This window comes from Actinoplanes oryzae (assembly GCF_030757795.1).
Lineage (GTDB): Bacteria > Actinomycetota > Actinomycetes > Mycobacteriales > Micromonosporaceae > Actinoplanes.
The window spans coordinates 1-12,127 of the sequence record NZ_JAUQWH010000035.1 but is presented as its reverse complement, the minus strand read 5'-3'; the positions used below and the strand labels follow the sequence as shown (position 1 = coordinate 12,127).

At 73.3% G+C, this 12,127-nt stretch carries 9 protein-coding genes; 4 read left to right on the top strand and 5 right to left on the bottom strand.

All coding sequences use genetic code 11. The features are described 5' to 3' along the window. Window positions 1–8: 8 nt before the first annotated feature. Window positions 9–2,114 carry a M6 family metallopeptidase gene (locus RBH18_RS14435; RefSeq protein WP_306207833.1) on the top strand — a complete coding sequence of 702 codons (2,106 nt, stop codon included), beginning with the start codon at window positions 9–11 and terminating at the stop codon, window positions 2,112–2,114. 387 nt (window positions 2,115–2,501) lie between these two features. Here RBH18_RS14435 and RBH18_RS14430 read toward each other — a convergent pair whose 3' ends face one another. Beyond that, the gene (locus tag RBH18_RS14430; RefSeq protein WP_306207831.1) at window positions 2,502–3,194 is read right to left on the bottom strand and encodes a cyclase family protein; all 693 of its coding nucleotides are present in this window, start codon (window positions 3,192–3,194) and stop codon (window positions 2,502–2,504) included. A gap of 2 nt (window positions 3,195–3,196) precedes the next feature. Next, on the bottom strand, window positions 3,197–3,958 hold the full coding sequence (locus RBH18_RS14425) for a dienelactone hydrolase family protein (RefSeq protein WP_306207829.1): 762 nt from the start codon (window positions 3,956–3,958) through the stop codon (window positions 3,197–3,199). Between the two features lie 76 nt (window positions 3,959–4,034). Here RBH18_RS14425 and RBH18_RS14420 point away from each other — a divergent pair, with 76 nt between their 5' ends. Both RBH18_RS14420 and RBH18_RS14415 read left to right on the top strand, forming a co-directional pair. After that, the gene (locus RBH18_RS14420) at window positions 4,035–4,649 is read left to right on the top strand and encodes a MerR family transcriptional regulator (RefSeq protein ID WP_306207827.1); all 615 of its coding nucleotides are present in this window, start codon (window positions 4,035–4,037) and stop codon (window positions 4,647–4,649) included. Next, window positions 4,646–7,390, top strand: a complete 2,745-nt coding sequence (locus tag RBH18_RS14415) for a VIT domain-containing protein (RefSeq protein ID WP_306207825.1) — start codon at window positions 4,646–4,648, stop codon at window positions 7,388–7,390. The genes RBH18_RS14420 and RBH18_RS14415 overlap by 4 nt, the downstream gene beginning before the upstream one ends. Before the next feature lie 221 nt (window positions 7,391–7,611). Here RBH18_RS14415 and RBH18_RS14410 read toward each other — a convergent pair whose 3' ends face one another. Beyond that, entirely contained in the window at window positions 7,612–8,607 is a 996-nt protein-coding gene (locus tag RBH18_RS14410) for a hypothetical protein (RefSeq protein WP_306207823.1), read from the bottom strand. Window positions 8,608–9,051: 444 nt separating this feature from the next. Here RBH18_RS14410 and RBH18_RS14405 point away from each other — a divergent pair, with 444 nt between their 5' ends. Continuing rightward, window positions 9,052–9,993, top strand: a complete 942-nt coding sequence (locus RBH18_RS14405; protein ID WP_306207821.1) for a ricin-type beta-trefoil lectin domain protein — start codon at window positions 9,052–9,054, stop codon at window positions 9,991–9,993. A gap of 415 nt (window positions 9,994–10,408) precedes the next feature. Here RBH18_RS14405 and RBH18_RS14400 read toward each other — a convergent pair whose 3' ends face one another. Together RBH18_RS14400 and RBH18_RS14395 are read right to left on the bottom strand one after the other, a co-directional pair. Beyond that, window positions 10,409–11,149 carry an SWIM zinc finger family protein gene (locus tag RBH18_RS14400; protein WP_306207819.1) on the bottom strand — a complete coding sequence of 247 codons (741 nt, stop codon included), beginning with the start codon at window positions 11,147–11,149 and terminating at the stop codon, window positions 10,409–10,411. A 276-nt stretch (window positions 11,150–11,425) separates the two neighbouring features. After that, window positions 11,426–12,127 (bottom strand): DEAD/DEAH box helicase (locus RBH18_RS14395; RefSeq protein WP_306207818.1); only part of this gene is annotated, 702 nt, incomplete at its 5' end.

Below are 12,127 nucleotides of genomic sequence, written 5' to 3'. Positions count from 1 at the left end.
CGAAGGTCGTGCGCTCCTGCCTCGCTGCTCTTCTCCTGCTCGGTCTGTTCGCGCCGGCCGCCGGTCCGGCCGCGGCGGCGCCATCGTCACCTACGGACTCGCCGGGTGGCACGACGGAGCAGCTCGCCGACACCCGCGCGCCGCGGCACAAGGTCTTCGGCACCGACCGGCTCGGGCTCCGGCCGGGCGGCTCACCGTACGGACGGCGGGCCGAGAAGGCGAGGGCTGCCGCCGACACCCCAGCCGTCGGCACGGTCCGGCAGTGGCTGGGGCTGAACGACGTCGAGGGCGATCTCTACCGCAAGGACTACACGTTGCGGGCGGTCGGAAAGCACATCGAGGTGTGGGTGGCCAACGACACCTCCTTTCCGGCGGGCGACTGCCGGCCACGGGCGTCGACCGAGGTCACGGACGCCCAGGTCGCCGACCTGGTCCGCGAGTTCGACGAGACGATCTACCCGAAGGAGACGGCCGCGTTCAGCACGCCGCGCGACCGCGACGGGACGGATCCGCTGCTCGGCGGGGACTTCACGGGCGCCGGCGACCGGACGGTGACGCTCGTCGACAACGTGCGGGATGACAACTACTTCGACTTCCCGGCCTCTCCGACGTACGTGGCGGGGTTCTTCTCGGCGCAGATCGACGAGCTGGTCGACCGCAACGTGATGACGATCGACGCGTACGACTGGCGGCACCGCAGCGGCGCCACCCCGCCCGACGAGCCGACCGACGACCTGTGCACGAGCCGTCCCGCGCGGCCGCGGATGTACGAGGGGACGTTCGCGCACGAGTGGCAGCACCTGCTGCAGAGCTACACGGACCCGGACGAGGTGCCGTGGGTCAACGAGGGGCTGTCCGACTACGCGCAGACGCTGGTCGGATACGTCGACGCGAGCGCCACGGTGCACCACCCGGGCTCGGACGCTCACCTCGTGTGTTTCCAAGGGTTCGCCGTGGTGCGCACCGTCTTCAACGCGAACCCGCGCGAGTGCGGCGGCCCCCAGGGCTCGCTGAACCTGTGGGACGAGGGCGAACCTGCCGAGGTGCTCGCCGACTACGGGCACGTATACCAGTTCATGCTGTATCTGCGCGATCGCTTCGGCGCCGACATGCTCTCCCGGCTGCACCGCGACGGCGAGCACCAGGGACTCGCCGGGGTGCGCGCCGCGCTCGGCGACACCGATCTGTATGACGTTCTGCACGACTTCCGCACGATGATCCTCGTGGACAAGGTCGCCGGTGACGCGGGAGGCGCCACGGTGGGCGTACCCCGGGGAAATGTCGTCGCGGAGAGCCTGCGCGCGACCGTCAACCTGGACAACCCGGCCGCCTACGCCCGGCCGGGTGCGGCGCCCAACGGCGCCGACTATGTGCGCCTGCGCGACGCTCGCGGCCGCGGGTGGCAGGGCTCCGAGCTGCGATCGGTACGGTTCACCGGCGCGTCGACGCTGCCCCCGGTGCCGCTGGGGTGGACCGTGCGCGACGGCGCCCTGTGGTCCGGCGACGGCAACAAGCGCGACACCGCGGCGATCCTGCCCGTGGACGTGCCCGCTTCCAACCCGACACTGCAGCTGCGCTCCCGGTACGGCGCCGAGCTCGGCTACGACTACGGATACGTGACTGTGTCGGTGGACGGCGGCCGCACGTACACCTCCGTCGCCGGGGACCGCACCGAGACGGGGCCGCTCGGGCCGGGCGTGACCGGTGACAGCGGCGGCCTGGTCGAGCTCACTTACGACCTCTCCGCGTGGGCCGGGCGCAGCATTCTGCTCGGTTTCCGGTACGTGAGCGATGCCGCGGTGGACGAGGGTGGCTGGTACATCGACGAGGTAACGCTCGGTGGCCGGGTGGTCACCGAAGGCTCGACGCTACGGGGCTTCCGGTCGCCGACGCAGATCGTGCCGGTCGAGGTGCACGCGTGGGACGTGCGGCTGATCGGGATCGACGCGGCCCAGCGCCGAGTACGCCAGGTGCCGGTCGCGCGCTTCGGGGAGCTGCGGGACTATCCGAAGGTGGTCGCAATCGTGGGCTACGACGAGCCGACGGAGCAGGTGGACCAGTACGCGCCCTACACCCTGACCGTGAACGGCGTCGTCCAGCCGGGCGGATCGTAAGCCGCGCCGCACTTCGGTTCTCCCGGTGTCTCACGGGCGCTCCGATCATCGCGCACCCGGCTTCCCCAGCGCTGCGGATCTGACACTGCCCCCGGGCCCACGGGCCGGAGAAGGCGGGCGCGGGCCAGATAAGCACGGAAGCAGTCTCCATCGCCCCACCGCTCGTTGGCCGGCGCTAAATGACACGGCGGTCCCGGCGGTCGTGGGCGGCGCTAAATTGGCACGGCTGAGTTCGGCGATCGTGGGCAGCAGTGAACGACACGGCGGAGCTCGGCGATCATGGGCAGCGGTGAACGACACGGCGGAGTTCGGCGATCGTGGGCGGTGGTGGACGACACGGCGGGTTCCGGCTGGTCGTGGGCGGCACGGCGGGTTCCGGCGGTCGGCTCAGGGCGGCGGTAGCAGGGCGTAGATCAGGGCCGGTGAGCCCGTGCCGCCGCGGACGATCTGACCGCCACACAGGACATGCGCGCCGGTCTCGGGCAGCGCCCCCAGGTTGGCCAGGCACTCCAGGCTGATGCGATGCTCCCGGTAGACGAGCCGGGAGACCGCGAAGCTGTCGTCGACCCCGCGGTCCGGGCTGAACGTGTCGGTGCCCGTGCCACCGCGGCGGCCGAGGCGACCGGTCTCGATCAGCCATTGCACCGCGTCCGGGGCGAAGCCGGGCTGGTGCATGACGCCGGCGTCATCGCGCGCGTAGTAGGCGTCGGTCCCCCATCGCCGGTCCCAGCCGGTCCAGAGCACCACCACCGACTCGTCCGGGATGCGGCCGTGGCCGGCTTCCCAGGCTCGCAGGTCCGCGGCGGTCACCGCGTGATCGGGGTCGGCGGCGCACCGGTCCCGAACGTCGATCTTCACGGCGGGCCGGCACAGGTCGGTCACGTCGAGGTCGTCGGCCAGGGCGGCACCCGGCGTGAAGTGGCCGGGCGCGCCCCAGTGCGTCCCCGTGTGCTCCCCCATGCTGATCATGCGCAGCAGGAAGCCGTCGTCCGCCACGGTCGTCACCTCGACGGGCGGATCACCCGGGTAGAGGCTGACCGTGGCGGGGTCGAGCACGTGCGACAGGCTGACCAGCTTCACCGCTACGCGAAGACCTCGGTCAGGAAGCCGGTGAGCCGCTGCCAGCTGCGCGCGTCGGCCTTCGGGCGGTAGGGCGGGATGCCGGGCAGCGTGAAGGCGTGCGGCGCCCCCGAGTAGGTGACGACCTCGAAGTCGACGTCCGCGGCGCGCAACTCGTTCTCGAAGGCGATGACGTTGTCGTCGGGCACCACGGGGTCGGCGGCGCCGGTGAGGATCAGCAGGGGCGCCTTGATCTGCTTGGCGTCGCTCGGGTCGTGCACGACGAGGGCGCCGTGGAACGAGGCCACACCGCGCAGGTCTGCCCCGGTGCGGGCGAACTCCAGCGCCGCGGAGCCACCGAAGCAGTAGCCGATGACGACCACACGTGAGGCGTCGACGCGCGGGTCGGCGATCGCCTTGTCGTAGCCGGCCTGGACGCGGGCGCGCAGCAGCGGCAGATCGCCGTAGTACTTACCGGCCTCGGCGGCCGGGGCTTCCTCCCCCTCGGGCCGGATGCCCTTGCCGTAGACGTCCACGGCGAACGCCGCGTAACCGAGCCGGGCCAGCATCTGGGCGCGGGCCTTCGGATACTCCCGCAGGCCGGTCCAGTCGTGCACGACGAGGACGAGCGGCTTGGGGTCGGTGATCGCGGCGTCGTGCGTGAAGTAGCCCTCGAGCGGCGTGCCCTCGTGGTCGTAGTCGACGGTCTCCTCCTCGATGCGCGCCCCCGCACCGGCGGGAACGGAGTCGAGAAGGGCTTGGTGCTCAGCGGAAAAAGTCGTCACCACCGCAGGCTAGCGCGTCGAAGATCGCCCCGGCCCGCTCTCCACACGTTGACAGTGTCACATTGACAGTGTCATCATGGTCGGCGTGTGGACGATGGACGAGCTTCTGACCCGGGTGCACCGGGCCCTCGCGGCTGAATACCCCGGGGCGCCCAACGGCCGGGTCCGCGAGCTGCCCGACCGCCGGGCCGTCCGGTGGTACACGACGACCGGCCTGGTCGACCGCCCCTCCGGCATGCGCGGTCGCAACGCTCTCTACGGGCCGCGGCACCTGTTGCAGATCGTCGCGGTGAAGCGCCGGCAGGCGGAGGGCCGCTCGCTCGCGGAGATCCAGGCGGAGCTGGCCGGGGCCACCGACGAGGACCTCACCGCCGCGGCCCGCGTGCCGGAGTCCCTGCTGGACGGCACAGCGTCGGCGGTGGACACCGCCTCGGCTCGCCCGCGTTTCTGGGCCGCCACGCCGGCCGCCCTCCCGCCGCCGCCCGCGCCTCCCACCCCGCCGGCACCCGTGTCACCGGAGTTATCCACAGGCTTGCGCGAGCTCGGTGGCATCGCGCTGGGCGGCGGGGCCATCCTGGTCCTCCCCGCTCGCCCCGGCACACCCGACCTGGAGGCGATCGCCGACGCTGCCCAGCCCCTGATGACTCTGCTCGCCGCACGTGGACTGCTCAATGATGGGAGCCCCGCATGACCCTTTCCGTCACCCCGATGGCGCCGGCCGAGGCCGACCGGCTCCACAGCCTGCCCGACGGCGGCCTGGGCGCCCTGCGCACCGACCGCGGCAACCTCCCCCTCGACCGGCTCGACGTCCAGGCCACGATCACGGGCCTGGTCGCCCGCACCGTCGTCACCACCGAGTTCGTCAACGCGCACGACACCGCGCTGGAGGCGACGTATGTCTTTCCGCTGCCGGACAGGGCCGCGGTCACGCGGATGACCCTCTCCGCCGACGGCCGCACCGTCGAGGCGGAGCTGCGCGAGCGCGGCGAGGCCCGGGAGACGTACGACCAGGCGCTCCGGGAGGGCAAGCGCGCCGCCATCGCGGAGGAGGACCGGCCGGACGTCTTCACGATGCGCGCCGGCAACATCCCGCCCGGCGAGCGCGTCGCCGTCGAGCTGACCATGGTCACCCCGCTGGCCTGGGAGGACGACGCGGCGACCTTCCGATTCCCGCTCGTGGTGGCGCCACGTTACATCCCCGGCACGCCGCTGCCCGGCGAGCAGAGCGGCGACGGCCAGGCGCTGGACACCGACGTGGTGCCCGACGCGTCCCGCATCACGCCGCCCGTGCTGCTGCCCGGCTTCCCCAACCCGTTGCGGCTCTCGATCGGCGTCGACATCGACACGGCCGGCCTGCCGCTCGGCGAGGTGCGATCCAGCCTGCACACCGTCGTCACCGAGGGCAACCGCATCGAGATCACGCCCGGCGACCGCGCCGACCGCGACTTCGTGCTGCGCCTGCCGTTCGCGGGGGACGGCAGCGGGGCCGTGTTCGCGCCGGCGGGCGACGCTTCGGCGTACCAGCTGGTGGTCCTGCCCCCGGCCGCCGGCAGCGCGCCGCCCCGCCCCAAGGACGTGGTCCTGCTGCTCGACCGCTCGGGCAGCATGGCCGGTTGGAAGATGGTGGCCGCCCGCCGCGCCGCGGCCCGCGTCGTGGACACGCTCACGGCAGCGGACCGGTTCGCGGTGCTGACGTTCGACCACAGTGTGGACCATCCCGCGGAGCTGGGCACCGGCCTGTCCGAGGCCACCGACCGGCACCGCTTCCGGGCGATCGAGCACCTGGCCGGGGTCAATGCCCGCGGCGGCACGGAGCTGCTGGCTCCCCTGCGCTCGGGGCTGCAGCTCCTCAGCGCCACCGAGGGGCGCGACCGGGTGCTCGTGCTGGTCACCGACGGCCAGGTCGGCAACGAGGACCACATCCTCGGCGAGGTGACCACGCTCGCCGCCGGCATCCGCATCCACGCCGTCGGCATCGACCGGGCGGTCAACGCCGGATTCCTCGGCCGCCTCGCCGCGATCGGTGCGGGGCGCTGTGAGCTGGTCGAGAGCGAGGACCGGCTCGACGAGGCGATGGACCAGATCCACCAGCGCATCAGCTCGCCGCTCGTCACCGGCATCACCGTCGACGGCGTCGCGCCGGGCCGGCCTCAGTCGCTCTACCCGGGCGTGCCGCTGGTGCTCTTCGGCCACCACACGGGCGCGGTGCCGGCCGCGCTGACCGTGCGCGGGCTCACGCCCGACGAGGAGGAGTTCCGGATCGAGGTGCCGGTCCGGACCAGCGACGAGCCCGCGATCGCCGCCCAGTGGGCCCGCGGGCGCATCCGCGAGCTCGAGGACGCGTACGCGGCGGGAGACCACAGCGTCGAGCCCGAGATTCTCCGGGTTTCCCTGGCGCAGGGGGTGCTTTCGCGCTTCACCGCGTACGTGGCGGTGGACAGCCGCATCGTCAACGAGGGCGGCAAGGTCAAGAAGGTGACTCAGCCGGTCGACGCGCCGTCGGGCTGGGCGATGTTCGACGAGCCCGCGCCGGTCATGGGTCGCGCGGCCGGGTTCGGGGCGACGACCTTCCTGAGCGCGATGCCGCCCGCCCCGGCGGGAGCGCCGATGCTGCGGGCCAAGGGTCCGCAGCTGGCTCGGGGGCGCACCGGTGGCGCCGGCCGACCGAGCCCGGCACGCTCGCCGCGCATGCCGGGAGCCGCGGACGCTCCGGTCGCGGGTGGCCCGGTCGCAGGTGGTCCGCCGCCCGCTGCGCCGGTTACAGGGGCCTCAGCGGGGGGCGCGCCGCTCGCGGGTGCCACGGAGGATGTGGCGGCGAGCGCTTCCACATCCGGTGCGGGTGCCGCGGAGGCGGCGAGTCCACCCGATGTGAGCGGGGCGGCCGCTCCCACGCCCTACGACGGCCTCGGCAACGCGCCGTGGCAGCCGGCCGGGCCGCCTCGGCCCACACCTGTGGCGGATCCGCTGCACGACCTCGTGGCCATCGTCCGGACCGAGGCCGAGCGGCTGCGCGCGGCCGGAGCGCGGCCTGTGGCGGAGCGGCGCATCATGCTCGCCGATCTCGCCACCCGGTTGAGTGCCCTGCTGACCGGGCGGACCGATCCGGGGGTGGCCCCGCTGCGGGCTGCGCTGGAGACGATCGCCGACCTGCGCGACATGCCAGCGGCCTGGCGGAGCGTCCTGGCGAAGCTGGACGAGTTCGTGGCGGCCGCTGTCTCTGGAGTGCCGCAGCCACCCGCTGGGCCGCCTTCGACCGGAGTTCCGCAACCGCCTGCCGAGCCGCCGTCGACCTGGGTGCCACAGCCGCCTGCGGAGCCGCCGTCTACCGGGGTGCCACAGCCGCCTGCGGGGCCGCCGTCTACCGGGGTGCCGCAGCCTCCGGGGGCGCCCAAGTCGCCGGAGAAGCGGCGGCGGAAGCCCTTCTGGAAGTAGCGGCCGTCGGGGCTAAGCCGTGGATGCGCGATGTGAGGCCGGGCTCGGCGTGTTCGGTGCCCGCGAAGGCGAGCAGCCGGGCGGCGCCGGGAACGCTGCGGTGGCCGGCGAAGGCGAGCAGCCCGGCGGCGCCGGGAACGCTGGGGTGGCTCGTCGTCATTGGGGACGGCGAGCCACCGGAGGAGTGCTTCCGGATTGTCAGCGCTGGGCGCGGCGAGCGGTCAGGGCGCGGTGAGCGGGGCGGTCAGGCCGTCGGGCGAGGTGCGCGGCGTGAGCCGGGAGGCGGCCGGGACGGGGGCGGGGAAGCCGAGCACCGCGAGTTCCCCACGGACCTGGTTGCCGGCTTCGCAGTCCTCGGTGCAGTTGGTCGGCGGGTTGGCGACCTCCGTGGCGTCCTCGCCCGTGACCATGCCCAGCCGGCCGCCCGAGGCCACGTCCCAGATGCTCGTGGCGCCGCAGTGGTCGCGGGTCTCGGAGAGGCCGAGGGTGTTGGTGAAGTCCGGGCCGCAGGACGCCTGGGGGATGCGGGTGGCCACCTGGGCGCTGTCGCGCAGGATCAGCTTCGGGGCGGTGTCGCTGCCGATGTTGACCCGGGGGCTGACCCGGACGCAGGCGTCCCCGGCCGGGCCGGTCGCCGGGCTGGTGCAGCCGGAGCCGAGGAACTGGCCCAGGTTCGCGCGGAAGTTCGGGTTGTCGTAGTAGAAGGTGGAGTCCGCGAGCGTGTGCACGATGCGGGTCCGGGTGCCGTCGCCGCGCTCGACCTCCATCTGGAAGATGCCGCCCTGGGCGCAGTCCTTGGCCTGGATCTTCATGCTCAGGCCGGCCGGGCCCGTGCGGGAGATGGTCATGTCCTCGTCGCGCAGTTCGAGGCTGATCGAGCCGGCAAGGGACAGGCCGCGGTGGTCGGGCACCTTGCTCGCGTAGACGGGGGTGGGCCGCCCGCCGGTCATGTCGCCCCGGTTGGCGGCGCCGGTGAAGGCGTAGTCGTAGATGGCGAAGGAGGCCGGATCGATCGTGAACTTGGTGTACTTGCCCTGCACAGCGAAGCGGGCCGCGGGCGCCGCGACCGTGCCCCGGAAGCGGTCCTTGGTGCCGGTCTTGCCCAGCACCGTGTAGCTGCCGCCGTCACAGAACTTGGAGCTGGCCGCGGAGGCGGCGGTCGGTGCGGTGATCGCGACCAGCGGGACGGCGGCGAGCAGGGCGGCTGCGACGCTCAAGGAGCGGAGTTTCGACATGCCGGTGACTTTCCGGTGTGGACACCTAAACCGGAGTTAGTTGATGGTTAAAGCAGTCCTAAGATCATGAACGTTCGGACGGCTTCGGGCCGGACGCGGAACCGGTACCGTCCGCAGGAGTGCCGGACGGCACGCGACCACCGGACGCTCGACGGCACGTGACCGCCGGGCGCCGGGAGGCCATGACCACAGGACCGCGGGTGGCACACGACCGCGGGCTTGCGGGACGGCTTTCGGGCGCGCGCGGCCGGCGAGTGGACGGGCGATGGCCGGAGTGACAGCCGGGCGGGCATCGGCCAGCCGGGTCGGGTGGGCAGGGCATAGGCCGGCGAGTGGACCGGGCGGGCAGGGCATCGGCCAGCCGGGACGGGCGGGCAGGGCTCCGGCCGGACGGGGCTGTGGACCGGCGCGGGGCGAAGGGCAGGAATGACGCAGCAGGACGACGACACGCGCGGGGTTGCGGACGGCGACGGGGATCCGTTGCTCGTCCGGCCGTACGTGCTGGACGAGGCGCCACGGTCGTCCGCTGCCACCTGGCCCTCGCCGCCGCCCGCACCGGTCGCCGATCCGACGGTGCCGCTTCCTACGATCGGGGCCAAGCCGGTCCGGGCTCCGCGCCGCCGCCGGGTGCTCGCGCTCGGGGCGCTGGCGGCCGCGGTCGTCGTCGCGGCCGGGCTGGTCGGGCTCGGCGCGGTGTTGCGGAGCGAGGAGCCGGGCACGCCCCGGGCGTACACGGATGTCAGCCTGCCGCCGTGGTCCCGGGCGACCTCCGGCGCGCCGTCCGCGTCCGGCGTGTCGACCACGGCCCGGGCGGGAGCCGACCCCGGCACCACGGTGGCGGGCGACGGGCGGAGTGACCCGACGGGTACGGCCACGCGTCGACCGGCCTCGTCCGCGTCTGCCCCGGCGGGGAACGTCCCGGCCAGCGCGCCGACGAGCAGGGCGGCCACGCCGGGGGCATCGAGCGCGCCGGCGGTGCCGAGTCTGGCGCCGGCTGACCGTACGGGGACGATCGTCGGGCCGGGTGGGCTGTGCCTCGATCTCAACGGTGGCGTGTCGGTGGACGGCAATCATGTGCAGGTGTTCGGTTGCAACGGCACGGCCGCGCAGCTGTGGACGGTCAGCACCGACGGCACGCTGCGGGTCACGGGCAAGTGCGCACAGGCGGCGCGCGACGACGAGGTGCGCATCGACGACTGCGAGCAGCGGCGTTCGGCGGCCCGGTGGCAGATCGGAGCGGGCGGCACGCTGGTGAACGCGAACTCGAACGAGTGCCTGACGGATCGGTCGAACGGTTCGCAGCAGGGCGCGGGCGTCCGGCTCGACCGCTGCATGGGCGGGGCGAACCAGCAGTGGCGCCTGCCCTGACCTCCGACCGCCGTCGGTGACCCGGTACCGGCCGGCGCGCCCGTGCTGGACGCACGAGGGACAGGGCCATGCACCTGGCGCGCACGAGGAGCAGGACACGCTGCGGGGCGCGCACGAGGAGCAGGCCGAACTGCCGGCACGCGAACGAGGAGCAGCCAGAGTGCCAGGGCGCACACGAGGAGCAGCGCATGCTGTCGCGCGCGGACCATGGGGCGCGGGCGCGGGAGGAAGCGCTCGGAGCACAAGACTTCGGGCATCGAACGAAGCGTCGGGGACAAGATGAAGCGCTCGGGGGACGAGACGTGAAGGTCGGGGTCGCGGCGGGCGGGATGCGGTGGGCAGGTGCGGAGCCGATGTGGCGGGACGCGGGGAGCGAGCCGCGTGCCCCGGGGCCAAGGGGGCGCGGCTGCCCGAGTCAGTCCTCGGGGAGTTGGGGCGGCAGGGCCAGGTAGGCGGGTCGCAGGAGGTCGGGCAGGGTGCGGCCGGCGTAGCGCAGGGGCGGTGCGTCGAGTTGGTCGAGGAGCAGGTCCGGGCGGGTGGCCGCCGGTGGGGGCGGGCTGCTCGCCGGGGAGCCCCAGAAGTCGGTGAAGTCGCCGAGGGTGGCTTCGGCGGGGGGTGCGGGCGCCGGCGGGGGCTCGGCGGCGGGGACGCGGAGTTCGGTGAGGTGGGTGAGCAGTTCCTCGCGGCTGCGGCCGCGCCAGGCGAAGACGCCGAAGGGGTCGGTCTCGAACGACTCGGCCAGCGCGTAGCACGTGGCGGCCAGGTGGATGCACGGCATGGGCCAGCGTTCGCAGGTGCAGTCCATGGCCACTTCGTCGAGGGAGAGCGGCAGCAGGGTGAGGCCCTCGGTCTGGAAGACGTTCTCGATGCCCGCCGGCATGCGGCCGGCCAGGAGGTCGGCGGTGTAGCGCGCCTGGGTGGCGAGGTTCGCCTCGACCCGGGCCCACTCGGCGGCTCCGAAGGCGCGGACGGCGATGCGGGCGCGGAAGGGGCGGGCGTCGTCGGGGCCGCGGACCTGGGCGACGACGAGGCTGCTGGAGATCGAGAGGTGGCGGACGTGCCCGGCTCGTGCGTCACGCCGGCCCCTGGCGAAGGTGGGTGCCATGCGCAGCGCCTCGAACATGGCCACGAACGGGCCTGAGAACCACTCGGTCACGACCGCCTCCCCCGGCTTGAGAACGCACCCGCGGCGAAGACAGGCAGGCGAGGAACAGGCGCGAAGGAAACACGCACGGAAGAGACGCGCACGGAGAAGACAGGCGCGGAAGAGACGGGCGCGAAGAAGACGGGCGCGGAAGAGACGGGCGCGAAGAAGACGGGCGCGGAAGGGAGGAGTGCGGGAGGGAGGAGTGCGGAAGACACGGGCGCGGAAGAAACGGGCGCGGGAGGGACGGGCGCGGAGGGGACACGCGCGGTCGGCGGGGAGGTGCGGTCAGTCACTGACGGCCTCCGGGGCGAGGCGGGCCAGGTCGTACAGCTCATCGGTCGACAGCGTCGTCAGCCAGCCCTCGCCGTTGCCGACGACCCGTTCGGCCAGGGCGCCCTTGCCGGTGATCAGCTGGTCGATGCGCTCCTCGAGGGTGCCGAGGCAGACGAGGGTGTGCACCTGGACGTCGCGGCGCTGGCCGATGCGGAAGGCCCGGTCGGTGGCCTGGGTCTCGGTGGCCGGGTTCCACCAGCGGTCGACGTGGACGACGTGGTTGGCGGCCGTGAGGTTGAGACCGGTGCCGCCGGCCTTGAGGGACAGGACGAAGATTCCCGGCTGTTCGTCGGCCTGAAAGGCGGCCACCGTCTCGTCGCGGGCGCGCCGGCTGGTGCCGCCGTGCAGGTAGCGCACCGGGACCCCGAACCGCGCGGCGAGGTGCGGCACGAGCATCGAGCCGAAGCGCGTGAACTGCGTGAAGCACAACACGCTCTCCCCCGCGCCGAGTGCGGCGTCGAGGATTTCCTCGAGGCGTTCGAGCTTGCCGGAGCGGCCGGGCAGGGGCGAGCCGTCGCCGAGGAGCTGGGCGGGATGATTGCAGACCTGCTTGAGCTTGGTCATGGCGGCGAGGACGATGCCTTTGCGGCGGGTCTCGTTCGTGTGCGTGAGCCGGCCCCGCATGTCGTTGTTCTGGGGCGGTTCGGCGGGTGA

Coding starts and splice junctions, on each gene's coding strand:
- RBH18_RS14420 (WP_306207827.1), top strand. CDS start 4,035: ATGGTCGGCGTGTGGACGATGGACGAGCTTCTGACCCGGGTGCACCGG.
- RBH18_RS14415 (WP_306207825.1), top strand. CDS start 4,646: ATGACCCTTTCCGTCACCCCGATGGCGCCGGCCGAGGCCGACCGGCTC.
- RBH18_RS14405 (WP_306207821.1), top strand. CDS start 9,052: ATGACGCAGCAGGACGACGACACGCGCGGGGTTGCGGACGGCGACGGG.